Source organism: Parahoeflea olei, assembly GCF_001703635.1.
Taxonomy (GTDB): Bacteria; Pseudomonadota; Alphaproteobacteria; order Rhizobiales; family Rhizobiaceae; genus Hoeflea; species Hoeflea olei.
Genome location: NZ_LQZT01000012.1, coordinates 356,419 through 382,219 on the forward strand (window position 1 = coordinate 356,419; position 25,801 = coordinate 382,219).

The 25,801-nt window shown below is 65.7% G+C and carries 24 protein-coding genes and 1 pseudogene; 24 read left to right on the forward strand and 1 reads right to left on the reverse strand.

Annotated features, from left to right (window positions below; genetic code table 11):
• Positions 1 to 50 precede the first annotated feature (50 nt).
• The 11 genes and pseudogenes from phnC (at position 51) to AWJ14_RS10285 (ending at position 12,472) form a co-directional block, all read left to right on the forward strand.
• Positions 51 to 932, forward strand: coding sequence for a phosphonate ABC transporter ATP-binding protein (gene phnC, locus AWJ14_RS10235; protein WP_066178106.1), 882 nt, complete (start codon positions 51 to 53; stop codon positions 930 to 932).
• A gap of 56 nt (positions 933 to 988) precedes the next feature.
• Positions 989 to 1,900, forward strand: coding sequence for a phosphonate ABC transporter substrate-binding protein (gene phnD / locus AWJ14_RS10240; protein ID WP_066178109.1), 912 nt, complete (start codon positions 989 to 991; stop codon positions 1,898 to 1,900).
• A gap of 119 nt (positions 1,901 to 2,019) precedes the next feature.
• Entirely contained in the window at positions 2,020 to 3,000 is a 981-nt protein-coding gene (gene phnE / locus AWJ14_RS10245) for a phosphonate ABC transporter, permease protein PhnE (protein ID WP_066178110.1), read from the forward strand.
• A 6-nt stretch (positions 3,001 to 3,006) separates the two neighbouring features.
• Complete coding sequence (gene phnE / locus AWJ14_RS10250) at positions 3,007 to 4,605, forward strand: phosphonate ABC transporter, permease protein PhnE (RefSeq protein ID WP_066178111.1); 1,599 nt, start codon at positions 3,007 to 3,009, stop codon at positions 4,603 to 4,605.
• Positions 4,605 to 5,312 (forward strand): DUF1045 domain-containing protein, encoded by a 708-nt coding sequence (locus AWJ14_RS10255; RefSeq protein WP_066178113.1) that lies wholly within the window; start codon positions 4,605 to 4,607, stop codon positions 5,310 to 5,312. The genes phnE (AWJ14_RS10250) and AWJ14_RS10255 overlap by 1 nt, the downstream gene beginning before the upstream one ends.
• The gene (locus AWJ14_RS10260) at positions 5,313 to 6,452 is read left to right on the forward strand and encodes an alpha-D-ribose 1-methylphosphonate 5-triphosphate diphosphatase (protein WP_066178114.1); all 1,140 of its coding nucleotides are present in this window, start codon (positions 5,313 to 5,315) and stop codon (positions 6,450 to 6,452) included.
• The gene (gene phnN, locus AWJ14_RS10265) at positions 6,452 to 7,045 is read left to right on the forward strand and encodes a phosphonate metabolism protein/1,5-bisphosphokinase (PRPP-forming) PhnN (RefSeq protein ID WP_139112594.1); all 594 of its coding nucleotides are present in this window, start codon (positions 6,452 to 6,454) and stop codon (positions 7,043 to 7,045) included. Before AWJ14_RS10260 ends, phnN begins: the two co-directional genes overlap by 1 nt.
• 608 nt (positions 7,046 to 7,653) lie before the next feature.
• On the forward strand, positions 7,654 to 8,241 hold the full coding sequence (locus tag AWJ14_RS10270) for a hypothetical protein (protein WP_066178118.1): 588 nt from the start codon (positions 7,654 to 7,656) through the stop codon (positions 8,239 to 8,241).
• A 244-nt stretch (positions 8,242 to 8,485) separates the two neighbouring features.
• A complete protein-coding gene (locus AWJ14_RS10275; protein ID WP_066178120.1) occupies positions 8,486 to 9,316 on the forward strand; it encodes a metallophosphoesterase in 831 nt (276 codons plus the stop codon).
• A gap of 140 nt (positions 9,317 to 9,456) precedes the next feature.
• Positions 9,457 to 10,728 (forward strand): NAD(P)/FAD-dependent oxidoreductase, encoded by a 1,272-nt coding sequence (locus tag AWJ14_RS10280; RefSeq protein ID WP_066178122.1) that lies wholly within the window; start codon positions 9,457 to 9,459, stop codon positions 10,726 to 10,728.
• Positions 10,729 to 10,868: 140 nt separating this feature from the next.
• Positions 10,869 to 12,472 (forward strand): annotated as a pseudogene (locus AWJ14_RS10285) (FAD-binding dehydrogenase).
• Between the two features lie 13 nt (positions 12,473 to 12,485).
• Here the strand turns inward: AWJ14_RS10285 and AWJ14_RS10290 are convergent.
• Positions 12,486 to 13,463, reverse strand: coding sequence for a LysR substrate-binding domain-containing protein (locus AWJ14_RS10290; RefSeq protein WP_066178124.1), 978 nt, complete (start codon positions 13,461 to 13,463; stop codon positions 12,486 to 12,488).
• Positions 13,464 to 13,558: 95 nt separating this feature from the next.
• Here AWJ14_RS10290 and AWJ14_RS10295 point away from each other — a divergent pair, with 95 nt between their 5' ends.
• From AWJ14_RS10295 to AWJ14_RS10355, 13 genes are all read left to right on the forward strand, one after another.
• Positions 13,559 to 14,608, forward strand: coding sequence for a class 1 fructose-bisphosphatase (locus AWJ14_RS10295; RefSeq protein WP_066178127.1), 1,050 nt, complete (start codon positions 13,559 to 13,561; stop codon positions 14,606 to 14,608).
• Between the two features lie 6 nt (positions 14,609 to 14,614).
• Positions 14,615 to 15,484 (forward strand): phosphoribulokinase, encoded by an 870-nt coding sequence (locus AWJ14_RS10300; protein ID WP_066178129.1) that lies wholly within the window; start codon positions 14,615 to 14,617, stop codon positions 15,482 to 15,484.
• Positions 15,485 to 15,494: 10 nt separating this feature from the next.
• On the forward strand, positions 15,495 to 17,510 hold the full coding sequence (gene tkt / locus AWJ14_RS10305) for a transketolase (protein WP_066178130.1): 2,016 nt from the start codon (positions 15,495 to 15,497) through the stop codon (positions 17,508 to 17,510).
• The gene (gene pgk, locus AWJ14_RS10310) at positions 17,507 to 17,986 is read left to right on the forward strand and encodes a phosphoglycerate kinase (RefSeq protein ID WP_066178131.1); all 480 of its coding nucleotides are present in this window, start codon (positions 17,507 to 17,509) and stop codon (positions 17,984 to 17,986) included. The genes tkt and pgk overlap by 4 nt, the downstream gene beginning before the upstream one ends.
• A gap of 13 nt (positions 17,987 to 17,999) precedes the next feature.
• The gene (gene fba, locus AWJ14_RS10315) at positions 18,000 to 19,079 is read left to right on the forward strand and encodes a class II fructose-bisphosphate aldolase (protein ID WP_066178135.1); all 1,080 of its coding nucleotides are present in this window, start codon (positions 18,000 to 18,002) and stop codon (positions 19,077 to 19,079) included.
• Between the two features lie 30 nt (positions 19,080 to 19,109).
• A complete protein-coding gene (locus tag AWJ14_RS10320; protein ID WP_066178137.1) occupies positions 19,110 to 20,573 on the forward strand; it encodes a form I ribulose bisphosphate carboxylase large subunit in 1,464 nt (487 codons plus the stop codon).
• A gap of 21 nt (positions 20,574 to 20,594) precedes the next feature.
• Positions 20,595 to 20,987 (forward strand): ribulose bisphosphate carboxylase small subunit, encoded by a 393-nt coding sequence (locus AWJ14_RS10325; RefSeq protein WP_066178139.1) that lies wholly within the window; start codon positions 20,595 to 20,597, stop codon positions 20,985 to 20,987.
• 75 nt (positions 20,988 to 21,062) lie between these two features.
• Complete coding sequence (gene cbbX, locus AWJ14_RS10330) at positions 21,063 to 22,010, forward strand: CbbX protein (protein WP_066178143.1); 948 nt, start codon at positions 21,063 to 21,065, stop codon at positions 22,008 to 22,010.
• Positions 22,007 to 22,681, forward strand: a complete 675-nt coding sequence (gene rpe / locus AWJ14_RS10335) for a ribulose-phosphate 3-epimerase (protein WP_066178145.1) — start codon at positions 22,007 to 22,009, stop codon at positions 22,679 to 22,681. The genes cbbX and rpe overlap by 4 nt, the downstream gene beginning before the upstream one ends.
• 27 nt (positions 22,682 to 22,708) lie before the next feature.
• The gene (locus AWJ14_RS10340; RefSeq protein ID WP_066178148.1) at positions 22,709 to 23,266 is read left to right on the forward strand and encodes a thioredoxin family protein; all 558 of its coding nucleotides are present in this window, start codon (positions 22,709 to 22,711) and stop codon (positions 23,264 to 23,266) included.
• The gene (gph, locus tag AWJ14_RS10345) at positions 23,263 to 23,967 is read left to right on the forward strand and encodes a phosphoglycolate phosphatase (RefSeq protein ID WP_245304209.1); all 705 of its coding nucleotides are present in this window, start codon (positions 23,263 to 23,265) and stop codon (positions 23,965 to 23,967) included. Before AWJ14_RS10340 ends, gph begins: the two co-directional genes overlap by 4 nt.
• Before the next feature lie 178 nt (positions 23,968 to 24,145).
• Positions 24,146 to 24,838: a phosphoribosyltransferase gene (locus AWJ14_RS10350; protein ID WP_139112595.1), complete on the forward strand. Its 693-nt coding sequence runs from the start codon at positions 24,146 to 24,148 to the stop codon at positions 24,836 to 24,838.
• 102 nt (positions 24,839 to 24,940) lie between these two features.
• Positions 24,941 to 25,699, forward strand: a complete 759-nt coding sequence (locus AWJ14_RS10355; protein ID WP_066178152.1) for a Crp/Fnr family transcriptional regulator — start codon at positions 24,941 to 24,943, stop codon at positions 25,697 to 25,699.
• The last annotated feature ends 102 nt before the right edge of the window (positions 25,700 to 25,801 follow it).

A 25,801-nucleotide genomic window follows, 5' to 3' on the forward strand; every position in this document is an offset into this window, starting at 1 on the left:
GTCCAGTTCCCGAACGCCAAGGAAATCCACCTCAGCGAAGGGATGCCGCCATGCTCGAACTGACCGACGTCACACGCCGCTTCGGGGCCATGACCGCAGTCGATGCCGTTAGCCTCTCGATCCCCGACGGGCAGATGGTCGGCGTCATCGGCCGCTCGGGCGCGGGCAAATCGACGCTCCTGAGGATGATCAACCGGCTGAGCCCGGTGAGTTCGGGCACGATCGTGCACAAGGGACGGCCGATCTCGACGCTCACCGGTGGCGAGCTGCGCACCTGGCAGCGCGACTGCGCGATGATCTTCCAGCAGTTCAACCTGGTGCCGCGGCTCGACGTCCTGACCAATGTCATGCTCGGCCGGCTCAACCGCCGCTCCACCGTGTTCAATCTGCTCAACATGTTTTCGGTCGAGGAGCGCGCCGCCGCGCTATCGGCCCTCGAACGGCTCGGCATCGCCCAGGCCGCGACGCAGATGGCAGGAACGCTGTCGGGCGGGCAGCAGCAGCGCGTGGCGATCGCCCGGGCGCTGATGCAGGAGCCCGCGATGATCCTCGCCGACGAGCCGATCGCCTCGCTCGACCCGCTCAACGCGCAGATCGTGATGGACGCGCTTGAGGACATCAACCGCCGCGAAGGCATCACCGTGATCACCAACCTGCACACGCTCGACACCGCGCGCGCCTATTGCGAGCGCGTGATCGGCATGGCCGCGGGCAGGGTGGTGTTCGACGGCCCGCCGGAAGAGCTGACCTCCGAAGCGGTCGCAATGATCTACGGCGCCTCCGGCGACGGCGACGGGATCTCCGAATCCATCACCTCGACATCGCTTTCGGGCGGCCGCGAACCCGTGCCGGCCCGGCCGAAATCCACCGGTGCGTTGCAGCCCGCGCTTTACGCAAAGCCCGCCGCCGCCGGGGTCGCCTTGCCCGCGTAACAGGCCCGACCCACTCGACCGCCGGCCGCATGCCGGTCTGAACCAGGAGCAGATCCATGATCAAGAAAGCCCTTCTCGCGGCCGCGTCCTTCGCAGCCATCGTCGCCGCTCAGCCGGCTGCTGCCGAAGACCTCAAGGACTTCCGCATCGGCATCCTCGGCGGCGAGAACGAAGCCGACCGCCTGCGCAATTTCCAGTGCATGACCGAGCAGCTTCCCGAAGCGCTCGGCGTGGAAAAGGTCTCGCTGTTCCCGGCCGCCGACTATGACGGCGTGATCCAGGGTCTGCTCGGCGGCACGCTCGACTATGCCGAGCTCGGCGCATCGGGCTATGCCAAGATCTATCTCGACAATCCCGAGGCGGTCGAGCCGATTCTGACCACGATCCAGACCGACGGCTCCACCGGCTATCACTCGGTGATGGTGGCCCGCAAGGACTCGGGCATCGCCTCGCTCGCCGACATGAAGGGCAAGAAGCTCGGCTTCGCAGACCCCGACTCGACCTCGGGCTACCTGGTTCCGTCGGTCACGCTGCCCAAGGACATCGGCATGCCGGTCGGCGAGTTCTTCTCGGAAACCGGCTTCGGCGGCGGCCATGAGCAACTCGTGCTCGAAGTGCTCAAGGGCACCTTCGACGCCGGCACCACCTGGGCCTCGGGCGTGGGCGATTTCAACGACGGCTACACCTCGGGCAACCTGCGCAAGATGGTCGACAAGGGCCTCGTCAAGATGGACGACCTGGTCGAACTGTGGAAGTCGCCGCTGATCCCGAACGGACCGATCGTGGTGCGTTCGTCGATGGATGCCGACATGAAGACCAAGTTCAAGGCGTTCATGATGGCGCTGCCGGAGAAGGATCCGGCCTGCTTCTCCGCCATCCAGGGCGGTGACTACAAGGGCTACACCGAAGTCAATCCGGAATTCTACGAAGCCATCATCGCCGCCCGCAAGGCCAAGATCGGCTCGTAACCGGACCCGACGCAACCCGCGGCCGCCGGACCTGACCATCCGGCGGCCGCCGTTTCCTGCGATCAGGCATCCCGCGCTCCGTCCGCGATGTCCCCTCGCCAGAACCGATTGGCATTTCCGTGAGCGACACTTTTCCGAGCCTCTCCCGCCTCCCGTCCCCGGCACTGTCCCCCGAGGGCCGTGCGATCGAGCGTCACTGGACGGAACTGGCGCAGCGCCGGCGGCTTTACAGCCTGATCGGCCTCGTCCTGCTGGTTTTCGCCATGGGTGGATCGGTGTGGTTCGCCAACGAGACCAATTCCGGCAAGTTCTTCGACCGGCTGCCCTACTTCTTCGATTTCTTCATCGACATGCAGCCGCGCGACTGGATCGAACCGTGGCGGGCGCTGTTCGACCTGCCTTCGCCCTATGACGACGGCAGCCTGAAATACAACTATGTCGACGGGCGGGTGTATCTCACGCAGTCGCTCTACATCCCCGAATATGTCTACAAGATGGTCGAGACGCTCAACATCGCCGTGCTGTCGACACTGGTGGGGTTTGTCTTCGCCTTCGTGCTGAGCTTCCTTGCTGCGCGCAACATGGCCGTCCACCCGGTCATCCGGGTCCTGGTGCGCCGGACCATGGAGGTGCTGCGCGCCTTCCCGGAAATCGTGATTGCCGGATTTTTTCTCGCAGTCCTGTCGCTCGGGCCGATCCCGGCGATCATCGCCGTGTCGATCCACACCGTCGGCGCGCTCGGCAAGCTGTTCTTTGAAGTGGTCGAGAATGCCGACATGAAGCCCGACGAGGGGCTGCGCGCCGTCGGCGCCACCTGGGTAGAGCGGGTCTGGTTCGGCATCGTGCCGCAGGTCATGCCCAATTTCATGAGCTATTTCCTGCTCCGGCTCGAAATCAATGTCCGCGCCTCGACCATTCTCGGCGCGGTCGGCGCGGGCGGGATCGGCGAGCAGCTGCGCATCTCGATCTCGCGCGGCCACGAGGCCAAGACCATCGCCATCATCTTCCTTCTGTTCTGCACCATCGTCGCCGTCGACCAGTTTTCCGCCTGGCTGCGCAAGCGGCTGGTGGGCAGCCGCGCCTTCCAGTTCGGAGCCTGAGCCGCCATGACCACGCCCGACGCCGCCACCATCGCCCGCCTCGAAAAAGAGTATCCCGACGCCTTCCGGGCCGGGATCTGGAAGCGCTTCGCCGGGCCGATCGGCATCGGGCTCTGCATCCTCTATGCGCTCTATTGCTGGTGGTTCTTCTCGGTCGGCGCCGTGCTCGGCTCGGCCAACTGGAAGCTCGCCGGCGCCTATCTCGCCGACTGGGTCTCCTACGAGATCAGGCCCGATATCGAGATCAAGGGCAACCACCTCGACATCCATTATTCCCGCTTCTCCGAACTCGGCGAAAACCCAAATCCCGACTGGCTGGTCAAGGACATGGCGCTGGTCGAGGCGCTTCCCGCCGAGAGCGCGAAGCCCGGCCCGTCCGCGCAGGCTCTCTCGGCGCCGTCGTCCGCCGGATCCTTCATGGCGCCGGCAGCCGCTGCGGCGGGCAACGCCAACTCGACCCGGTCTTCGGCGGGGTCCTTTGTCGCCCCGTCGAAATCGAGTGCCGGCAACGCCAATTCCGTGCAGCCCTCCTCGTCCTCCTTCGTCGCCCCGTCGAAGGCGACGGTCGGGACCGCAGAGGCCGCACCGGCGGTGAAGGACGCGGCCACGCCCGCGCTGCCGGCCGCTTCCGAGCAGGTGGTCCGTGCCGAGGTCGATCTCGGCGCCTGGACGCTGATCGTCACGCCCGATCGCGCAACCGTGGTTCATGACGGCACGCGGCACGAGTTCGTCATCGACGCCCACCGGTCGGTCACGGCCTTGCAGCCGCTAGAGGACTGGGCCGAACAGCGCTCGGAGGGCTCCACCGTCTATCTCGATTTCGGCTGGGCCGGCCGCGCGGAGATCCAGAACGACGACACCTCGCCATTCTGGGGCAAGCCGGCTTCCGAGGTGCTCATGCTGATGGTGTCGGGCGAGAGGGTGGACCCGTCGCGCTCCAATATCGCGCGCGCCTTCAACGATATCTGGTACAATCTCGAATGGCAGCATGGCGACGTCTGGACCAAGCTGTTGCAGACCATCGTCATGGCCTTCGTGGGCACGGTGCTCGCCTCGCTGATCGCCTTTCCGGTGTCCTTCCTCGCCGCGCGCAACATCTATCACAACCGTGTGGCCAACCAGTTGCTCAAGCGCTTCTTCGATTTCCTGCGCTCGGTCGACATGCTGATCTGGGCGCTGTTCTTCACCCGCGCCTTCGGCCCGGGGCCGCTTGCGGGCATTTCGGCGATCTTCTTCACCGACACCGGAACGCTCGGAAAGCTCTATTCGGAAGCGCTCGAAAACATCGACGACAAGCAGCGCGAGGGCGTGCGCTCGGTGGGGGCGTCGCCGGCGGCGGTGCAGCGCTACGGCGTGCTGCCCCAGGTGCTGCCGGTTTTCGTGAGCCAGGCGCTCTATTTCTGGGAATCCAACACCCGTTCGGCCACCATCATCGGCGCGGTCGGCGCCGGCGGCATCGGGCTCAAGCTCTGGGAGGCGATGCGCACCAACCAGGACTGGGAAAATGTCGCCTACATGGTGCTGCTTATCCTCCTGGTGGTGTACATATTCGACGCGGTGTCCTCGCGACTCCGCGGAATGCTGATCGGAGGAGGACAGGCTTGATGCGTTACGCCTTGTATTTTTCACCGGGTCCGGGCGAGGATCTGGCCCGGCTCGGCGCAAGCTGGATCGGGCGCAGCGCCGAGACCGGCCGGCCGCTCGACCATCCGGACCTTCCCGGTCTGGGCGCAAGCGGCCTGGCCGCGATCACCGGCCCCGCGCGCCGCTATGGCTTCCACGCCACGCTGAAGGCGCCGTTCCGGCTCGCCCCGTCCGCGAGCGAAGCCGACCTTCTCGGCGCCATGGCGGAGTTCACCGCGCGCCATGAGGTCTTCGACATTCCGGCGCTGACCGTGGGGAGGCTCGAAGGGTTTCTCGCGCTGGTGCCGTCCGGCCCCGCGCCCGAGTTGAACACCTTCGCCGACCGGGTGGTCGAGGCGTTCGAGCCTTGCCGCGCGCCGCTGACGGATGCCGAAATCGAACGCCGCAATCCGGAATCGCTGACCTCCGCGCAATTGCGCAACCTGCTGCGGTGGGGCTATCCCTATGTTTTCGACACATTCCGGTTCCACATGACGCTGACCACGCGGCTTTCGGAGCCGGAGCTTTCGACGGTCGAAACCGCTGCCCGGACGCATTTCGCCCCGGTGCTGGCGCGGCCGGTTCCGGTTACCGCGCTCACCCTGTTCGTCGAGCCCGAGCCCGGCGCCCCGTTCAAGATCCACAGCCGCTTCGCGCTCGCGTCCGGCCTTGCCAGAAAGACCGCCTGAATGACCACCGAGACAGTTCTGACCAATGCCCGCCTTGTGCTCGAAGACCGGATCGTTTCGGGCAGCCTCATCGTACGCGACGGCGTGATCGCCGAAATCGATGAGGGCGGTTCGGCCGCGGGCGTGGACATGGACGGCGACTATATTCTCCCCGGTCTCGTCGAACTGCACACCGACCATCTTGAATCGCATTATTCGCCGCGCCCGGGCGTGCGCTGGAATGCGATCTCGGCGATCCAGTCGCACGACGCGCAGATCGCCGCCTCGGGCATCACCACGGTGTTCGACTGCCTGCGGCTCGGCTCGGATGAGGACGACGGTTTTCGCACCGGCGAGATGCGGGCGATCGCCGATGCGCTCAAGGCCGCGCGCGAGGAGAACCGGCTTCGCGCCGACCATCTCATCCATCTGCGCTGCGAGGTCTCATCCTCGGATGTGCTCGAGCATTTCGCCGATTTCGAGACCGACAGCCAGGTGCGGCTCGCCTCGCTGATGGACCACGCGCCGGGCCAGCGCCAGTTCCAGACCATGGACCAGTACACGCTCTACTACAAAACCAAGCGCGGCCTCTCGGACGAGGCCTTCGCCCATTTTGTCAAGCGCCGGCAGGAATCGTCGGCGCGCTATTCCGATACCCACCGCAAGGCGCTCGCAAGCGCCTGTGCCGAACGCGGCATCACCGTGGCAAGCCATGACGACGCCACGCTCGATCATGTGAGCGAGGCCGTCGGCTTCGGCGTCAGGCTCGCGGAGTTTCCGACCTCGCTCGAGGCGGCGGAAGCCTCGCATGAAGCCGGCATGAGCGTGCTGATGGGCGCGCCCAACGTGGTGCGTGGCGGCTCGCATTCGGGCAACATCGCCGCCACCGATCTGGCGCGTGCCGGCGTGCTCGACGTGCAGTCCTCAGACTATGTGCCGTTCAGCCTGATCCAGGCGCCGTTCGTACTCGCCGACGAGATCGAGGACCTCGATCTTGCCGCGGCGATCCGGATGGTGACGGCGACGCCGGCCAGGACGGTGGGGCTCGACGACCGCGGCAGCCTGACGCCGGGCAAGCGCGCGGATCTGGTGCGGGTCAGGCGGGAGACCGGCGTGCCGATCGTGCGCACGGTCTGGCGCCAGGGCGAACGGGTGGCCTGATGGCAAATGCATTGGACCGCCAGCCGGCCGCGGCGCCTGTGCCCGGACGGCTGATCGTGGTGCTGGGCCCCAGCGGCTCGGGCAAGGACACGCTGATCGGCCTGGCCCGCGCGGCCTTGGCGGACAGGCCCGAGGTGATGTTCGTGCGACGTGCGATCACCCGTCCGGCGGAAGCCGGCGGGGAGGACCATCTCGCGCTGTCGGATGCGGAGTTCGACGCCTGCATCGACGAGGGCCGTTTCGCCCTGACCTGGGCCGCCAACGGGCTGCGCTACGGCCTGCCGCGGGACCTCGAAGCCCATCTCGCCCAGGGCAGGGTGGCGGTGGTCAACGGCTCGCGCGGCGCCTGGCGCGTGATCCGCGACGTGTTTCCGGGCGCGCTCGCGGTCGGGATATCGATCGAGCCCGGGATTCTCGCCCACCGGCTTGCGGCCCGCGGCCGCGAGAGCGCCACGGAGATCGCAGCACGGCTCGTGCGCGCCTCGGCCCTGACGGATGAGGTGGAGGCCGATCTCGTGATCGACAATTCCGGTCCGGCCGAGATCGCCGGCGACCGGCTCGTCGCCTATATTCGCGAGGCCCTTGCGCCGTAGAAGGACCGGTTTGCTGGCCCAATCTGGCTCAGGGCCGGCGCAGCGTTGTGCGGGGCGGCGATTGTCGTTATCTCTACTTGAACCGTTGCCGCTCAGAGTGTGCCGCCACATGTCGAAGCCCTTCTGTGGCCGGAGACCGGCGCCAGCCTTGACGGCTGCGGGGCGGGCACGGGCAGAGGGCGGTTGAAGCAGGGGCAAGGGGCGACAATGGGGGGCAATGTCCCGAACGGGGCAGGCAGCAGGGGCGCCGGGGCCGCGCAGGGCATGGCCCGCGACGCCGCGTTGTGCGCCCGGACCTCCGGCGACGCGTCATGCGTGCCCGAGCCTTTTCTCGCGAGCGGCCACCGGGTCCCGATGCTCCTGCAAGCGCCGCCGATGGCAACCGGGCCGAATGCCGGTTCTCTCGCATCGATCGCTTTTGCCGCCACGGTGGCGGTGTTTGTGCCAGGAGGGCGGGCCGCACCCCGGCAGGGAGAGCTGCGGTTGAAGCCGGCATCGCAGCGAAGCCGCCATCTGGCCCCGTGCAAGCGGCGCGTCCGCTTGATATTCCGTTTGTCCGGTCCTTGCGCGGACCGGACGCAACAGCTTCGAGGAGGAGGAGAAGCCCAATGAAGAGCAAGCTTGCGATGTCGATCCTGGTTGCGGTCGGCCTGTCGGCGCTTGCGCCCGCCGCCGCAATGGCCGCGGGCGTCCATGTTGCGCCGGTCAAGAAATTCGTGAGGGAAAATGTCGAACCGTGGCTCGCCGATCCGACGATCATAGGCGCCGTCAAGGAGCAGAACGCCAAGACCGCGAGCCTCGATGGCGCTGCGATCGACAAGCTCGATAGGGAGTGGCGCGCCCAGGCGACCGCCATCAAGCGGCCATTCGTCGATGAGGTCCTCAGCCGCCCTGTCTCGAAATTCCTGAAAGGCAAACAGGAGGCGAGCAAGGGCAGGATCACGGAAATCTTCCTGATGGATGCCAAGGGTCTCAATGTCGGCCAGAGCGAAGTGACCTCGGACTATTGGCAGGGCGACGAAGCGGCTTGGCAGCGAAGCTTTGGCGACGGACCCGGCGCATTCTTCGTCGACACCGTCAAGACCGACGATTCCACCCGCACACGCCAATCCCAGGCAAGCCTGACCATCGTGGATCCCGCAAGCGGCCAGGCCATTGGCGCGATCACGATCGGCATCAACCTCGACAAGCTCTGATCCCGCTCGCGCCGGACCGAACTCGGCACCGGCGCCGCGCGCTCGCAAAAGGCGCGCGGAGGCTCTGCGTGCAGGTGCTGCCTTCGGATGGCGCTGGCGGGGGCGGAGCCATTCTGACGCGGCCTTGAGCGATTGCCTTTGGCTGATTCTCGTGGTCGAAATGAAGCAGGGCTCGCCGCGCTGCCTGGCGTGCCGGAGCCGCCGGAACCCACCGCCAGAGAGACAGACCGCAAGGGAGCGTGTGATGAAACTCGTCCATATTTCCGATATCCATATTCATCCCGATCCCATTCTCGGGCTGGATCCGATCGCCAATTTCAAGGCGTGCCTCGCCTATGTCGAAGCCCATGACCACGATGCCGACCGGGTGGTGATCACGGGCGACCTGACGCATGTCGGGCGCGAGGACAGCTACCGCGAGCTTCAGCGCATTCTCGCGGCCAGTTCGCTCAAGGGAAAGCTCGCGCCGCGGCTCCTGATCGGCAATCACGACGACCGCGAGGTGTTCGCGTCGGTGTTCCCGGGGGCGCAGCGCGACGAGACGGGTTTCATCCAGTGGACCGAGGACACACCCGCCGGCCTGTTCGTCTACATGGACACGGTGGATGCCGGCCGGCATGGCGGGCTCTACTGCGCTCAGCGCATGGCCTGGCTCGAGAAGGTGCTTGCCGGCGCGCGCGCCGGGGGGCGGCGCGCCTATCTGTTCATGCATCACAACCCGGTCAGGGTGCATGTCGCCAATGCCGACGTGATCGGCATTCTCAACGAGGCCGAACTGCAGGGGTTGCTGAAGCGCTACAACGACACGGTCGCGCATCTGTTTTTCGGCCATTGCCACTATACGCTCAGCGGCGCGGTGGCCGGCATCCCGTTTTCCGCCCCGCGCTCGGCCAATCACGCCTGCTGGCCGGATTTCTCCGGCGAGATCAACCGCATGGGCTATGGCGAACTCGCGCCGAACTACAATGTCTGCTTCCTCGGCGCCCACAGCACCGTGGTGCATTCGATCGATTTTCTCGACGCGGGCAAGGTGCAGTGGCGGATCGAGGACGACATCGAGGCGATCCAGCTGTGAGCCCCGGCTTCCCCGGCACGGCGCCGCGGCCGGGGGCTTCTGCCGATTGACGCAGGGCCGGTCTTGCTTCAACACTCTGGCTGTCGCGACCGGCTGATGCCGGCATTCAGGCGACGCCGCCAGCTAAAGGAATTTGTCACATGCCCGTCCCGTCGACGCTGTCCTTGTGGGATGAAACCGCGCAGGAACAAGATCTTCACACCCCGATGAAAGCCGACGTGGTAACCGATGTGGCCATCGTCGGCGGCGGCTATACGGGGCTGTCGACCGCGCTGCATGCGGCCGAGCAGGGGCTCGCGTGCTGCGTGCTCGAAGCCCGGCAGATCGGCTTCGGCGGCTCGGGGCGCAATGTCGGGCTTCTCAATGCCGGGCTGTGGCTGCCGCCGCAGGATGTGCGCGCCAGGCTCGGCAGTGCCGACGGCACCAGGCTGGTCGATATCTTGGGCGAGGGACCGAGCTACGTGATGTCGTTGATCGAGCGGCACCAGATCCGCTGCGAACTGACGCGCAGCGGCACCATTCATGCCGCCCATTCGCCCAAGGGTCTCAAGGATCTCGAACGCCGGGCCGGGGAGTGGTCGCGGCTGGGCGCGCCGGTCAGGCTTCTGTCGCGCCAGGAGACGACGGAAAAGATCGGCTCGGAGGCGTTTTACGGCGGGCTTCTCGATGCTCGTGCGGGCACGCTCAACCCGATGGGCTATGTGCGCGGCCTTGCCCGCGCGGCCCAGGCGGCCGGGGTGCGGATTCACACCGGGGTGGCGGTGACGGCGCTCGTCAAGCAGGCGGGAGGCTGGGTGCTCGAAACAGCGCAGGGTACGGTCAGGGCGAAATCGGTGATTCTCGCGACCAACGCCTATTCCGACGACCTGTGGCCGGGCCTGAAGCAGAGCTTCGTGCCGATCCATTTCTTCCAGGTGGCGACCGAGCCGCTGGGCGAGCGGGTCGCCCGCATCCTGCCCGAACGCCAGGGCATCTGGGACACCGGCCAGATCATGTTCTCGCTCCGGCGTGACGCCGCGGACCGGCTGATCATCGGCTCGATGGGCTCTGTGATCGGCGGCGAGAAGGGCTTGAGCGAACGCTGGGCGGCGCGACAGCTGGCGCGGCTGTTTCCCGATCTCGGCCCGGTCAGGTTCGAAACGGCCTGGCACGGCCGCATCGCCATGACCGGCGATCATCTGCCGCGCATTCACCGGCTCGACGAGGGGCTCTACACGCCGATCGGCTACAACGGCCGCGGCATCGCCCCGGGCACCGTGTTCGGCAAGGCCATGGCCGATCTGCTGGCGGGCGGCCGCGAGGCCGATCTCCTGATGCCGGTCACCGATGTCCGGCCGGAAACCGCGCGCGGCCTGAAGGCCGGGTTCTATAGCGCGGCCTTTGCCGCCAACCAGGTGCTCAGAAGCCTTTAGGCCAAGGCTGCGCGCCGTCGCCGGCACGCCTTTGCCGCCTTGCGAGTGGGGCGCCTGCCTGGCCGCGGAGATGCGTCGGGGACGCAGCCCCGACCGATCGGAGAATCGGCAGGGCGAGAGAAACGAGGGGAGGAGACGGCATGGAGACATGCGATGTGATCGTCGTCGGCGGCGGGCTTGCAGGACTTGTCACCGCGGCAGAGCTGGCGGACCGCGGCAAGCGCGTGATCCTGGTCGACCAGGAGCCGGCCGGCTTTCTCGGCGGGCAGGCGTTCTGGTCGCTGGGCGGATTGTTCCTGGTCGATACGCCCGAGCAGCGACGCATGGGCATTCGCGACAGCCGCGATCTGGCGCTCGGCGACTGGATGGGCTCGGCCCGGTTCGACCGCGAGGAGGATTTCTGGCCACGGAACTGGGCCGAAGCCTATATCGATTTTGCCGCCGGCGAGATGCGGCCCTGGCTCCACGGCATGGGCATGCGCTGGTTTCCGGTGGTCGGTTGGGCCGAGCGCGGAGGCGGCTTCGCCGATGGCCATGGCAATTCGGTGCCGCGTTTCCATCTCACCTGGGGCGTGGGGCCGGGGGTGATCGCGCCTTTCGTGGCACGTGTGACAGAGCATGCGAAAGCGGGTCGGATCGCGCTGAAATTTCGGCACCGCTGTTCCCGGATCCTCATCGAGAACCAGGCGGTCCGGGGCATTTCCGGAGAGATCCTCGCCGAGGACGCGGCCGAGAGGGGCCGGGCAACAAACCGCGAGATCAGGGGCGCCTTAATCTCGACCTGGTGCGCAAGGCCTGGCCGCGCGACCGGCTGGGCGAGCCGCCGCGCGAGATGATTTCGGGCGTGCCTGCGCATGTCGACGGCCGCATGGTGGCGATTGCGAAGGACGCGGGCGGCCGGGTGATCAATGCCGACCGGATGTGGCACTACACGGAGGGCGTGAAGAACTGGGACCCGATCTGGCCCGCTCACGGCATCCGCATCCTGCCGGGGCCGTCGGCGATGTGGTTCGATGCGCGCGGCAACCGGCTCAGGCCGCCCGCAATGCCCGGGTTCGACACGCTCGCGACGCTGCGCGAGATCCTGTCGACGGGGTTCGACTATTCCTGGTTCGTGATGACGCAGAAGATCCTGAAAAAGGAAGTGGCGCTGTCGGGCTCGGAACAGAATCCGGACCTCGCTTCCAAAAGCTGGCTCAAGGTGATCCGCCACCGGCTCCTCAACCGGCAGGCGACGCCGGCGGTGGAGGCCTTCAAGCGCCATGGCGAGGATTTCGTCGTGGCCGACACCCTGGACGAACTGATTGCGGGCATGAACGCGAAAGGCGGCGGGCGGATCGATGCGGAGAAGCTGCGCGCGCAGATCGTCGCCCGCGACAGCCAGATCGACAATCCCTTCACCAAGGACGCGCAGCTGATGGCGGTGCATGCGGCGCGCGCCTATCGCGGCGACAGGCTGATGCGCACGGCCAGGCCGCATCGCTTGCTCGATCGCGAAAACGGGCCGCTGATTGCGATCAGGCTCAACATCATCACCCGCAAGACGCTGGGCGGTCTCGAGACCGATCTGAACGGGCAGGTGATGAATGCCCAGGGCGAGCGCATCCCCGGGCTGTTTGCCGCGGGCGAGGTCGCGGGCTTTGGCGGCGGCGGCTATCACGGCTACAACGCGCTCGAAGGCAGTTTCCTGGGCGGCTGCATCTTCTCCGGGCGTCAGGCCGGCCGGGCGGACACGATCGCCTGAGCCGCGGGCCGGATCAATCCGGGAAGCCGCGCGCGGTGAGGATTGCCGACGGCGAGGCGGGCGGCGCCGGATAGGGCTTGGAAATCACCGGCAGCAGGCTCGGGCCACGAATCCGCAAAAAGTCGTCGAGCGCCTGCAGCGCGGGCGTGGATGTCCGGCTCGAATGCCGGATCGAAAACCATTGCCGCCGGATCGGGGTGTCCTCGACGTCGAGAATGACGAGCTTGCCGCTCAGGCATTCCTGCTCGATCGTGTGGCCGGAGATGAAGGCGATGCCGAGCCCCGCAATCACCGCCTGCTTGATGGTTTCGTTGGAATCCATCTCCGTGGGCTGGGTGCGCAGCCGCTCCAGACTGTCGGACATGAAGAACTCGAAGGAGGAGCGGGTGCCCGAGCCCTTTTCGCGGACGATGAATTTCTGCGACGCCAGCTGCTCGCGGGTGATGTCGATCCGGCCCACCAGCGGATGGTCGGGATTGGCGATGAACACCAGCGGGTGGTCGCCGAACAGCGCGGCGTGAACCTTGAAGCTGGTCGGAGGCCGCCCCATCAGCGCGACGTCGATGTCATGATCATGCAGCTTCTGGATGATCTCGGAGCGGTTGGCCGCCACCAGCGTCATCGACACGCCGGGATGCTTCTCGGTGAATGCGGCAATCAGTCGCGGCGCGAAATACTTCCCCGTCGAGACCACGCCGAGCCGGATCGTGCCCGCGGCCACGCCCTTGTGGGCCTGCACGGTTTCCTCGAACGAGGTCAGCTCGCTTATCACCCGACGCGCGGTCTGGATCGCGATCTCGCCGATCTCCGTCGGCTGTGAACCGGTCTTGGTCCTTAGGAAAAGCTGGCATCCGAGGTCCTGCTCGAGCTGTTGCAACTGCAGCGTGACGGCGGGCGAGGTGAGCCCAAGCGCCTTGGCGGCGGCCGAAATCTTGCCGTGCTTGTGGACGGCGAGAAGGGTTCGAAGCTGGCGGATCGAAATATTGAGCATGCAGGATGTAAGAAAAACTTATCATCTTTGTCAATAAGTTAAAATTTACAAACATCAGATTGGGTTTATTCAGGGTGCATCGGAGGACTGCACCCATGACAGGTCAATCGCTGCTAGCCTTTTTGCGATCCGGGTCGTTTGCCCAGAAACCGCATGCCGAAGCCATCTCAGCCACCATCGGTGCGCTGGCGCAGGCTGCTCTCGAAGTTCGGAAACTCACCACCCAGGGCGCGCTGAACGCGGGCTTCGCTTCCTCCCGCGGAAGCGAGAACACCGATGGCGACATCCAGAAGGATCTTGACGTGGTGGCCGACAGCCTCTTTCTCGAGGCCATCCGCCACGTTCCCGTCGCGCTCTACGGGTCGGAGGAAAACACCGGGGCGATCCTGATCGATCCGGACAAGCCGCTGGCGCTGGCGATCGATCCGCTCGACGGCTCCTCCAACATCGAGACCAATGTCTCGATCGGCACCATCTTCTCGATCCTGCCGGTCACCGGCGACCCGAAGACCGAGCCGGACCTGTCGTTCCTGCAGCCGGGCACCAACCAACTCGCCGCCGGCTTCTTCATCTACGGGCCGCAACTGGCGCTGGTGCTGACGCTGGGGCAGGGGACGCGGATCTTCATCCATTCCAGCAAATACGGCGACTTCATCGAAGCCTATGATTCCGTTTCGGTTCCGCCGCAGGCCTCCGAATTCGCCATCAACGTGTCGAACTACCGCCATTGGGAAGAACCGGTGCGGCAGTATATCGACGATTGCTTCGCCGGCGCGGAAGGCCCGCGCGAGAAGGACTTCAACATGCGCTGGATCGCGTCGCTGGTGGCCGATTGCTACCGCATCCTGATCCGGGGTGGAGTGTTCCTGTATCCGGCGGACCGGCGCAAGGGCTACGGGTCCGGCCGCATCCGGCTGGTCTACGAGGCCAATCCGATCGCCTTCCTGGTGGAGCAGGCGCACGGCGCCGCCACCGATTCCGTCAACCGGATCCTCGAGATCAAGCCGCTCTCGCTGCACCAGCGCGTGCCGCTGATCTTCGGGTCCAAGTCAAAGGTCGAGCGGGTCGCCCGCTATCATGTCGATCCCGAAATGATCAGTGAGCGCTCGCCCTTGTTCGGTCATCGCGGTCTTTTCAGGGTTTGAGATATCATGTCAGCTAAATTTCCCATCATTTCCATCACGGGCTCTTCCGGCGCGGGCACCACGACGGTCGAGCAGACATTCAAGAAGATCTTTGCCCGGGAAAAGGTCACGGCCTCCTTCATCGAGGGCGATGCGTTCCACCGCTTCGACCGGCACACGATGAAGGCCAAGATCGCCGAGGAAAAGGCGCAGGGCCGCGACTTCACCCATTTCAACCAGGAAGCCAACGAGCTCAAGATCCTCGAAAGCGTGTTCGAGGAATATGGCCGGCGCGGCAAGGGCCGTACCCGGCACTATATCCATGATGAGGAGGAAGCCGCCTGCTACGGCTCGCCCCCCGGCACCTTCACCGAGTGGGAAGAGTTCGGCGGCACGGACGTGCTGTTCTACGAAGGCCTGCATGGCTGCGTCGTCACCGACGAGGTCAACCTCGCCAAGCATTGCGACCTGAAGATCGGTGTCGTTCCGGTGATCAACCTCGAATGGATCCAGAAGATCCACCGGGACAAGGCCGCTCGCGGCTATTCCACCGAGGCGGTGACCGAAACCATCCTCAGGCGCATGCACGACTATGTGCATTACATCTGCCCGCAGTTCTCGCTCACCGACATCAATTTCCAGCGGGTGCCGATCGTCGACACGTCCAACCCCTTCGTCGCGCGCTGGATCCCGACGCCCGCGGAATCGATCCTGGTGATCCGCTTCGCCAATCCGCGCGGCATCGATTTCCCCTATCTCTTGTCGATGATCCACAACAGCTACATGTCGCGCGCCAACTCCATCGTGGTGCCCGGCGACAAGCTCGATCTCGCCATGCAGCTGATTTTCACGCCGCTGATCAACAAGCTGGTCGAGCGCAAGCGTCGCATGTCCTGAGGAGGCCATCATGAACGTGAAACAAGCAATCGCCGCTTCGGACGCGGCCAGCGAACGCGACATGGCCAATGCCATCCGCTTCCTCGCCATGGATGCGGTGCAGGCCGCCAATTCCGGCCATCCCGGCATGCCGATGGGCATGGCCGATGTCGCGGCCGTGCTGTTCAACCGCTTCATCAAGATCGACCCGTCGACGCCCGACTGGCCCGACCGCGACCGTTTTGTGCTGTCGGCGGGCCATGGCTCGATGCTGATCTACGCGATCCATCATCTGCTCGGCTATGCCGACATGCCGATCGATCAGGTCCGGAACTTCCGGCAACTGGGGTCGAAGACGCCCGGCCACCCGGAATACGGCCACACGCTCGGGGTTGAAACCACCACCGGGCCGCTCGGCCAGGGTATCACCACGGCGGTCGGCATGGCGATTGCCGAGGAAATGTGGGCCGCCCGTTTCGGCCGCAAGCTCGTCGATCACCACACCTATGTGATCGCCGGCGACGGCTGCCTGCAGGAGGGCATCAGCCACGAGGCGATCGATCTTGCCGGGCACCTCAAGCTCAAGAAGCTGATCGTGCTGTGGGACGACAACCACATCTCCATCGATGGCGCCACCTCGCTCGCCACCTCGATGAACCAGGCCGCGCGCTTCAGGGCCGCCGGCTGGGATGTGCAGGCGGTCGACGGGCACGACCCAGAGGCGATCGCCGCGGCGATCGAAAAGGCGCGCGGGAGCAAAAAGCCGTCGCTGATCGCCTGCCGTACGGTGATCGGCAAGGGTGCGCCGACGCTGCAGGGATCGCACAAGACCCATGGCGCCCCCTTGGGCAAGGACGAGATCGCCCGCGCCCGCATCGAACTCGATTGGCCGCATGAAGCCTTCGTCATTCCCGCCGGCATCAAGCAGGCCTGGGAAGCGGTGGCGGCGCGCGGAGCGGCCGCACGCGCTTTGTGGCAGGAGCGTCGCGCGACCATCCGCAGCGCCGCCGCCTTCGATCGCATGGTTGCGGGCGAAGTGCCGGCAGCGGTGTTTCGCAAGCTCGCCGCCTTCCGCAAGGAGCACCGGCAGAAGGCGACCAAGGTGGCCACCCGCCAGGCCTCGCAGATGGCGCTCGAGGTGATCAATGCCGCCACCGCGCTCACCGTCGGCGGCTCCGCCGACCTGACCGGATCGAACCTGACGCAGACCTCGCAGACGGTTTCGATCGCGCCGAAGAAGTTCAAGGGCCGCTACATCCATTTCGGCATCCGCGAACATGCCATGGCCGCGGTGATGAACGGCATCTCGCTGCATGGCGGGTTCATCCCCTATGGCGGCACGTTCCTGGTCTTCTCGGATTACGCCCGCGGCGGCATCCGGCTGTCGGCCCTGATGGAGCAGGGAGTGGTCTATGTGCTGACCCACGATTCCATCGGCCTTGGCGAGGATGGTCCGACGCACCAGCCGGTCGAGCACCTGGCCATGCTCCGGGCCACACCGAACCTCAACGTGTTCCGGCCCGCCGACATCATCGAGACGGCCGAATGCTGGGAACTGGCGCTGCGCGACCGCGCGACGCCGAGCGTGCTGGCGCTGTCGCGGCAGGGGCTGCCGATGCTGCGGGAGACGGCGACGGCCGACAATTGCTCGGCCCGCGGCGCCTATGTGTTGCATGCCCCCGAGGGCAGGCGTGACGTGACGCTGCTTGCGACCGGCTCCGAAGTCGAGATCGCGCGCAAGGCGGCCGACCTTCTCGCCCAGATCCACGGGCTGCATGCCGCTGTGGTGTCGATGCCGTGCTGGGAGAAGTTCGAGGCACAGGACGAGGCCTATCGCGCGGGCGTGCTCGGCACCGCCCCGCGGATCGCCATCGAGGCGGCGGCGCGGATGGGCTGGGACCGCTGGATCGGCCCGAACGGCGCCTTTGTCGGCATGGAAGGTTTCGGCGCCTCGGCACCGGCGCCCGAACTCTACGAACATTTCGGCATCACCGCCGACCGTGTCGCCGATCTGGCCGTCACGCTTGCAAGGGGAAGGGCGTCATGACCGATCAGCGGGATCTCGAAGGGCGCACGGTGCTGGTACGGTCCGACCTGAGCCAGGGCTGGACCGAGGATTTTGCGGCCCATCTGAGGACGCTCGTGCGCCGCGGCGCGCGCGTGGCCGTGGTCGCAGGCCACGACAATCCGGCCGGCGACGTCAATCCGGTGATGTCGCTGCGCCACCAGGCGCCGACGCTCGAGGCGATCACCGGACTGCCGGTGCATTTCGTCAGCGACTGCGTCGGCCCGCTTGCCGAAGCGGGCGTCGCCGCGGTGCCGGCCGGCAGCATCGCGCTTCTGGAGAATGTCCGGTTCCACCCGGAATACCAGCGCCATTCCCGCACCTTCGCCATGCGGCTGAGCGTGCTGGGGGACTTCTTTTCCATTCCGGGAGGAATGCCCGAGCCTGCCGCCGTCTGGGTGCAGGAACTCGCCAAGCTGCTTCCCGAACCGACAACCGATCTCGCACCGTCAGCCTGACAGGAGGAATTACATGGCCCGCATCACACTTCGACAACTTCTCGATCACGCCGCCGAACAGGGCTACGGCGTGCCGGCCTTCAATATCAACAACATGGAGCAGGGTCTTGCCATCATGGAAGCGGCCAAGGCCTGCGATGCGCCGGTGATCATCCAGGCCTCGCGCGGCGCCCGCTCCTATGCCGGCGACATCATGCTGTCGAAGATGATCGACGCGCTTGCGGAAATGTATCCGGACAACCCGGTCTGCATGCACCAGGACCACGGCAACAACGAAGCCACCTGCATGACCGCGATCCGCCACGGCTTCACCTCGGTGATGATGGACGGCTCGCTCGAAGCCGACATGAAAACGCCGGCAAGCTACGAGTACAATGTCGCGATCACCGAGCGGGTGGCGCGGATGGCGCACTGGGTCGGCGCGTCGGTGGAAGGCGAACTCGGCGTGCTCGGCTCGCTCGAAACCGGCGAGGCGGAAGCCGAGGACGGGTCGGGCGCCGAAGGCAAGCTCTCGCATTCCCAGTTGCTCACCGATCCCGACCAGGCCGTCGACTTCGTGCTCAGGACCAAGGTCGACGCGCTGGCGATTGCCTGCGGCACCTCGCACGGCGCCTACAAGTTCTCGCGCAAGCCCGACGGCGACATCCTCGCCATGAAGGTGATCGAGGAGATCCACCGCAAGCTGCCCAACACCCACCTGGTCATGCACGGCTCTTCCTCGGTGCCGCAGGAGCTGCAGGACATCATCAACGAGTTCGGCGGCGAGATGCCGCAGACCTTCGGCGTCCCGGTGGAAGAGATCGTGCGCGGCATCCGCCACGGCGTGCGCAAGGTCAATATCGACACCGATTGCCGGATGGCGATGACCGGGCAGTTCCGCAAGATGGCGGTCTCCAAGCCGGCCGAGTTCGATCCGCGCAAGTTCTTGAAGCCCGCCATGGACGCCATGCGCGACCTGTGCCGCGAACGCTTCGAAGCCTTCGGCACCGCCGGCCAGGCCTCCAAGATCAAGGTGATCGGCATGGACGCCATGGCCGCCCGCTACGCCAGCGGTGCGCTGGACCCGCAAACCGCCGCCCCCAAGGCTGCCTGACACAGAGATTCAAGAAGAAAGGTCAACGCCATGAATACGGACGCAAAAACCGAAATCAAGGGCAAGGAACGCTACAAGGCCGGCGTGCTCAAATACGCCCAGATGGGCTATTGGGACGGTGACTACGAACCCAAGGACACCGACCTGATCGCCCTGTTCCGGATCACGCCGCAGGAAGGCGTCGACCCGATCGAGGCGGCCGCTGCGGTGGCCGGCGAAAGCTCCACCGCCACCTGGACCGTGGTCTGGACCGACCGGTTGACCGCCTGCGACCAGTACCGCGCCAAGGCCTACCGGGTCGATCCGGTTCCCGGCCAGGAAGGCCAGTATTTCTGCTATGTCGCCTATGACCTGATCCTGTTCGAGGAAGGCTCGATCGCCAACCTGACGGCCTCGATCATCGGCAACGTGTTCTCGTTCAAGCCGCTCCGCGCGGCCCGGCTCGAGGACATGCGGTTCCCGGTGGCCTACTGCAAGACCTTCAAGGGCCCGCCCACTGGCATCGTCGTCGAGCGCGAACGGCTCGACAAGTTCGGCAAGCCGCTGCTCGGCGCCACCACCAAGCCCAAGCTCGGCCTGTCGGGCAAGAACTACGGGCGCGTGGTCTATGAGGGTCTCAAGGGCGGGCTCGACTTCATGAAGGACGACGAGAACATCAACTCGCAGGCCTTCATGCACTGGCGCGACCGGTTCCTCTACTGCATGGAAGCGGTCAACAAGGCCTCCGCCGAGACCGGCGAGGTGAAGGGCCACTACCTCAACATCACCGCTGGCACGATGGAGGAAATGTACCGCCGCGCGGAATTCGCCAAGGAGCTCGGCTCCGTCATCGTCATGGTCGACCTGATCGTCGGCTGGACGGCGATCCAGTCGATCTCCGAATGGTGCCGCCAGAACGACATGATCCTGCACATGCACCGCGCCGGCCACGGCACCTATACGCGCCAGAAGAACCACGGCATCTCGTTCCGCGTGATCGCCAAGTGGCTCCGGCTCGCCGGCGTCGACCACCTGCATTGCGGCACCGCCGTGGGCAAGCTCGAAGGCGATCCGCTGACCGTGCAGGGCTACTACAATGTCTGCCGCGAGAACCGCAACGAAGTGGACCTGCAGCGCGGGATCTTCTTCGAGCAGGACTGGGCCGATCTGCGCAAGGTCATGCCGGTGGCCTCGGGCGGCATTCACGCCGGCCAGATGCACCAGCTGCTCGATCTCTTCGGCGACGACGTGGTGCTGCAGTTCGGCGGCGGCACGATCGGCCACCCGATGGGCATCCAGGCGGGGGCGACGGCCAACCGCGTCGCGCTCGAAGCCATGGTGCTTGCCCGCAACGAAGGCCGCGACATCGCCCATGAAGGCCCGGAAATCCTGCGCGCCGCCGCCAAGTGGTGCAAGCCGCTCGAAGCCGCGCTCGAAACCTGGGGCAACGTCACCTTCAACTACACCTCGACCGACACCTCGGACTTCGTGCCGACCCCGTCGGTTTCCATGTGAGCGAGATCGAGGAGATCAAACATGCGTATCACCCAAGGCTGCTTTTCCTTCCTGCCCGACCTGACCGACGAGCAGATCTCGGCCCAGATCGAATATTGCCTGAGCCGCGAATGGGCGGTCGGCATCGAATATACCGACGACCCGCATCCCCGGAACACCTATTGGGAAATGTGGGGTCATCCGATGTTCGACCTGAAGGACCCGAAGGGCGCGATGATGGAGCTTGACGACTGCCGCAAGGCCCATGGCGACAGCTACATCCGCATCAACGCCTTCGATTCCACCCGCGGCTTCGAAACGGTGATGATGAGCTTCATCGTCAACCGGCCGAAGGAAGAGCCGAAGCTCGACATGACCCGCACCGACACGCGCGGCCGCAGCCAGCACTACTCCTGGAAGACCGCGCGCGGCTGAGCCCGGCCGCTGTGCCCCTCATGACACCCGCCCGTCCGCATGCCGGACGGGCGGATATCCCGATGGAGACCGATCATGTCCGAGACCGCCGACCCGAAGACGCCCACCGACGCGGAAGCCTTGCCGACCGCCATCGACCTGCGCGCGGAATACGAGAAATCCGGCGTGGCCGAGGTGCTCGACGAACTCGACCGTGAACTGATCGGCCTGAAGCCGGTCAAGCTCCGGCTGCGTGAAATCGCGGCGATGCTGATCGTCGAGCGCGCGCGCGCGGCGATGGGGCTCAGCCACGAGACCCCGACGCTGCACATGAATTTCACCGGCAATCCCGGCACCGGCAAGACCACGGTGGCGATGCGCATGGCCAATATCCTGCACCGGCTCGGCTATGTCCGCAAAGGCCATCTGGTATCGGTCACGCGCGACGACCTGGTCGGCCAGTATATCGGTCACACCGCGCCCAAGACCAAGGAGATCCTCAAGAAGGCGATGGGCGGCGTGCTGTTCATCGACGAGGCCTATTATCTCTACCGCCCCGACAACGAGCGCGACTATGGCCAGGAGGCGATCGAGATCCTGCTGCAGGTGATGGAGAACAACCGCGAAGACCTCGTCGTGATCCTCGCCGGCTATGCCGACCGGATGGACAAGTTCTTCGAAAGCAACCCCGGTTTCCGCTCGCGCATCGCCCATCACATCGATTTCCCCGACTACACAGAGGACGAACTGGTCGACATTGCCGACGGGATGCTCGCACAGCAGAACTACGCCTTCGACGACGAGGCGCACGAGCTGATGCGCAAATATGTCGAGCTCAGGCGCAAGCAACCGCATTTCGCCAATGCGCGCTCGATCCGCAACGCGCTCGACCGGGCGCGGCTGAGGCAGGCCAACCGGCTGTTTACGACATCGGATGCGCCGGTCACGGCCAAGGACCTCTCGACGATTACGGCGGACGACCTCAAGGTCAGCCGCGTGTTCACCATGGGCGTGCCCGACAGCGCGCGGGAGACTGGAAAATGACATCGACATTGATTGCGCCTTCGGTCCTCTCGGCCGATTTCTCGCGGCTCGGAGAGGAGATCGAGGCCGTCGTCGCCGCCGGCGCCGACTGGATCCATCTCGACGTGATGGACGGCCACTACGTGCCCAACATCACCTTCGGCCCGCCGATCATCAAGGCGGTGCGCAACCGCACCGACAAGGTGTTCGACTGCCATCTGATGATCGAGCCGTGCGATCCGTTCCTGGCGGCGTTCGCCGATGCCGGTTGCGACATCATCACCGTTCATGCCGAAGCCACCAGGCATCTCGACCGCTCGCTGCAGGCGATCCGCGATCTCGGCAAGAAGGCCGGCGTGTCGCTCAATCCGTCGACGCCCGAAAACGTGCTCGACTATGTGCTCGACCGCGTTGATCTGATCCTGTTGATGACGGTCAACCCCGGCTTCGGCGGCCAGAAGTTCATTCCCTCCGTGGTCGACAAGGTCTCCCGCATCAAGGCGATGATCGGCGACAGGCCGATCGACATCGAGATCGACGGCGGCGTGACGCCAGAGACCGCGCCGCTGGTGGCGGCCGCCGGCGCCAATGTGCTGGTCGCCGGCTCGGCCGTCTTCAAAGGCGGAACCACCGAGGCCTACCAGGCCAATATCGGGGCGATCCGTGCCGCCGCGGACGCCGCCCGAACATAGAAAACCACTACAGGAAGGACCTGCGACATGGCAGCCATTCCCCCGCTGTGCGACTTCGGCTGGAAACCCGTCGACGCGCGCCTGCCCGGCGTCGACGGACAGGCGCGCAACATTCTCGATCTCGCCGGGCCGAACGGGCTGGTGGTGGCGTTCATCTGCAACCATTGCCCCTATGTCAAAGCCGTGATCGACCGCATCGTCCGCGATGCCGATGATCTCGCCGATCTCGGCATCGGCTTCGTGGCGATCTCGTCCAACGACGTCGAGGCCTATCCAGAGGATTCGTTTGCGAACATGAAGCAGTTCGCCGCCGCGCACGACTTTCCCTTCCCCTATCTCTTCGACGAGGACCAGTCGGTGGCGAGAAGCTGGGGTGCGGTGTGCACGCCGGATTTCTTCGGCTTCAACGGGACGATGGAGCTGCAGTATCGCGGCCGGCTGGACGCCTCGCGCAAGGAGACGGGACCCGCCGGGCTGAGGCGCGACCTCTACGAGGCGATGCGCGAGGTGGCCCGCACCGGCAGGGGGCCGGAAGAGCAGATCGCATCGATGGGATGCTCGATCAAATGGAAGGACGCGTCGTGACGCGATCCTCGCCGGGGCGCGGCGTGAACTGGCCGCGCGCCCTGCTGTTCGATCTCGACGGCACGCTGATCGATTCCGTGCCGGACCTGGCCAATGCCGTCAACGAGTTGCTGGCAGGGGACGCCCTGCCGCCGCAGTCGCTCGACGCGGTGCGCGCGATGATCGGAAACGGCGTGCGCAAGCTGGTCGAGCGTGCCTACCGGGCCGCGGGACAGGCGCTCGACAGTCATGCGCTCGACGCGGCGACCGACCGGATGATGGGGATCTATGGCCGCCATCTCACCAACCGCACGGTGCTGATGCCCGGTGCGCGGGAAATGGTGGTGGCCTATCACATGGCGGGTGTGCGGATCGCGGTCGTGACCAACAAGCCGGAAGCCTTCACGCGGGAGATCCTCTCGCATTTCGGGCTGCAGTCCCATGTCCATGCCGTGGTCGGCGGCGACACCGGCCCCGCGCGAAAACCCGCGCCCGACATGCTGCTTCATGCCCTCAAACAGTTGCGGACGGGCACCGGCAATGCCGTCATGGTGGGCGACAGCCCCGCCGACATCGATGCGGCAAAGGCCGCGGGAATCGCCGGCTTTGCGGTGCGCGGCGGCTACACCACGGTTCCGGTCGACAATCTCGGCGCGGACCGGGTGATTTCATCGCTGATGGAGCTTCCGGCGGCGCTCGACGCGTTTCGCGTCTCCGCCTGACGGAAATCTGCGGCAAAAGGGCCGCCCGGAGGCGCGCCGCGACCTTGTGCCGCGCAGTTTCGGGGCTGTTCCGGCCTATCCGGGCCGCTCGCGGCGAGGTCGGTTGACCAGGGTCAAGGTATACCTGTGCGAGTGGTGTAGCTTTCCGGCACTGCGGTGAAGTTTCGGAGGAGCCATCGTGTTTTTTTCTGATCGCGGTCATGCCGGGCGGATGCTGGCCGAAAGGCTGCCGAGTTTCGACAGGGCATCGACGGTGGTGATCACCCCGCCGCGCGGCGGACTGCCTGTTGCGCGCGAGATCGCACTGGCCTTCAGCCTGCCGTTCGATGTGGTGCTGGTGCGCCGGGTCGCCGTTCCCGGGCGCGAAGACGTGGCGCTCGGGGTTGTCAGCGACGGCCGCGAACTGCGCCTGAGCTTCACTCGCGACAGCATCGAAAGGCTGGGTCTCGACGCCGAGCGCCGGGCGGCCCTCACGCACAGGACGCTGTCCGAGCTCGGGCGGCGCTACAAAACCTATGTCGCAGACCATCCTCCCGTCCGGGTCACCGGCAAGACCGCGGTGGTGGTCGATGACGGGGCCGTGACGGGCGCCACGCTGCGGGCGGTGCTGCATGTGCTGCGCGAACAGGCGGTGCGGCGGGTGGTGCTGGCTTTGCCGATCGCGCCCGCGCATGTGCTCGCGGAGTTCGAGCGGCTTGTCGACGATATCGTGTGTCTCGACACCCCGTTTCATTTCGACGGGGTCGGCGTTCACTATGCGGCCTTCGATCCGGTCAGCGATCTCGATGTGCGCCTGATCCTGGCGGAAATGCATGGCCGTGCCGACCTCGGCGAGGAACCGGCCACGCTGCCAAGGGCCCTGAGACGATGAAGGCGCGGCATCCGGGGCTGCCGCCGTCGTCTAACCGCCATCTGCCAGCGTGTCGCTCCGCGCGGCCCGGGCTTGCGGCGCAACCCGGAACGGGGGCGGGACATGAATGAGGCTCTGCAGCAGTCCTGCGTGTGTGGCAAGAGCCCGAACTGTGTCATTTATCATCGCTCGATCTGCAGCGCGGGCACGGCCGAAGACCTGGCGCAGCTCAACCGCATAACCCATCAAAAGACATTTCCGCGCGGAAGCGTGATCCAGGCGCAGGGCGAGACCTGCGAGATCGTCGGCAACATCATCGACGGCGTGGTCAAGCTCTCGAGCACCTCGGTCAATGGCGACGACCATATCGTCGGGCTGCTGTTCCCGTCCGATTTCTTCGGCCGCCTGTTTGCCGATGAATCGCGGCTATCCTACGAGGCGGCGACGGATGTGACGCTGTGCACGATCAACCGCGTGGCCTTCGAGCGCTATCTGTTCGCGCATCCGCTGATCGAGCACGAGATGCTCAAGGCCAAGCTCGACGAACTCGACGCCGTCCGGGAGTGGGCGGCGATCACCAATGGCCATACCACCATGCAGCGTGTGGCCACGCTGCTCTATGTGTTCTCCAAGCGGGCCGGCAACCAGATCCGGCATGGCGCGGACGCGCCCGACATCGTGCATGTTCCGCTGAGCCGGCGCGACATTGCCGATTATCTCGGAACGACCCCGGAAACGCTGAGCCGCAACATCCAGACGCTGTCGCGCGCCAAGGTGATCCGCAACATCAATGCCAGGCATTTCCAGCTGATCGATGCCGAGGAACTGATCCGGTATTCGGGCGAAACCCGAGCCGATCTCGACCGGATCGCCACGGCCTGACATCTCTGCCAGCCTGCTGCTCGACGGCATGCGGGGCGCGGCGCTGTCGGCGAGGGCGGGTGGTGGTCATCAGACCTATTTGTGTCCGAAATCCGCCTGCGG

Bases quoted from the DNA above. Each gene is read 5' to 3' on its own strand.
- phnC (WP_066178106.1), top strand. From the start codon at position 51: ATGCTCGAACTGACCGACGTCACACGCCGCTTCGGGGCCATGACCGCA.
- phnD (WP_066178109.1), top strand. From the start codon at position 989: ATGATCAAGAAAGCCCTTCTCGCGGCCGCGTCCTTCGCAGCCATCGTC.
- phnE (WP_066178111.1), top strand. From the start codon at position 3,007: ATGACCACGCCCGACGCCGCCACCATCGCCCGCCTCGAAAAAGAGTAT.
- AWJ14_RS10255 (WP_066178113.1), top strand. From the start codon at position 4,605: ATGCGTTACGCCTTGTATTTTTCACCGGGTCCGGGCGAGGATCTGGCC.
- AWJ14_RS10260 (WP_066178114.1), top strand. From the start codon at position 5,313: ATGACCACCGAGACAGTTCTGACCAATGCCCGCCTTGTGCTCGAAGAC.
- phnN (WP_139112594.1), top strand. From the start codon at position 6,452: ATGGCAAATGCATTGGACCGCCAGCCGGCCGCGGCGCCTGTGCCCGGA.
- AWJ14_RS10270 (WP_066178118.1), top strand. From the start codon at position 7,654: ATGAAGAGCAAGCTTGCGATGTCGATCCTGGTTGCGGTCGGCCTGTCG.
- AWJ14_RS10275 (WP_066178120.1), top strand. From the start codon at position 8,486: ATGAAACTCGTCCATATTTCCGATATCCATATTCATCCCGATCCCATT.
- AWJ14_RS10280 (WP_066178122.1), top strand. From the start codon at position 9,457: ATGCCCGTCCCGTCGACGCTGTCCTTGTGGGATGAAACCGCGCAGGAA.
- AWJ14_RS10290 (WP_066178124.1), bottom strand. From the start codon at position 13,463: ATGCTCAATATTTCGATCCGCCAGCTTCGAACCCTTCTCGCCGTCCAC.
- AWJ14_RS10295 (WP_066178127.1), top strand. From the start codon at position 13,559: ATGACAGGTCAATCGCTGCTAGCCTTTTTGCGATCCGGGTCGTTTGCC.
- AWJ14_RS10300 (WP_066178129.1), top strand. From the start codon at position 14,615: ATGTCAGCTAAATTTCCCATCATTTCCATCACGGGCTCTTCCGGCGCG.
- tkt (WP_066178130.1), top strand. From the start codon at position 15,495: ATGAACGTGAAACAAGCAATCGCCGCTTCGGACGCGGCCAGCGAACGC.
- pgk (WP_066178131.1), top strand. From the start codon at position 17,507: ATGACCGATCAGCGGGATCTCGAAGGGCGCACGGTGCTGGTACGGTCC.
- fba (WP_066178135.1), top strand. From the start codon at position 18,000: ATGGCCCGCATCACACTTCGACAACTTCTCGATCACGCCGCCGAACAG.
- AWJ14_RS10320 (WP_066178137.1), top strand. From the start codon at position 19,110: ATGAATACGGACGCAAAAACCGAAATCAAGGGCAAGGAACGCTACAAG.
- AWJ14_RS10325 (WP_066178139.1), top strand. From the start codon at position 20,595: ATGCGTATCACCCAAGGCTGCTTTTCCTTCCTGCCCGACCTGACCGAC.
- cbbX (WP_066178143.1), top strand. From the start codon at position 21,063: ATGTCCGAGACCGCCGACCCGAAGACGCCCACCGACGCGGAAGCCTTG.
- rpe (WP_066178145.1), top strand. From the start codon at position 22,007: ATGACATCGACATTGATTGCGCCTTCGGTCCTCTCGGCCGATTTCTCG.
- AWJ14_RS10340 (WP_066178148.1), top strand. From the start codon at position 22,709: ATGGCAGCCATTCCCCCGCTGTGCGACTTCGGCTGGAAACCCGTCGAC.
- AWJ14_RS10355 (WP_066178152.1), top strand. From the start codon at position 24,941: ATGAATGAGGCTCTGCAGCAGTCCTGCGTGTGTGGCAAGAGCCCGAAC.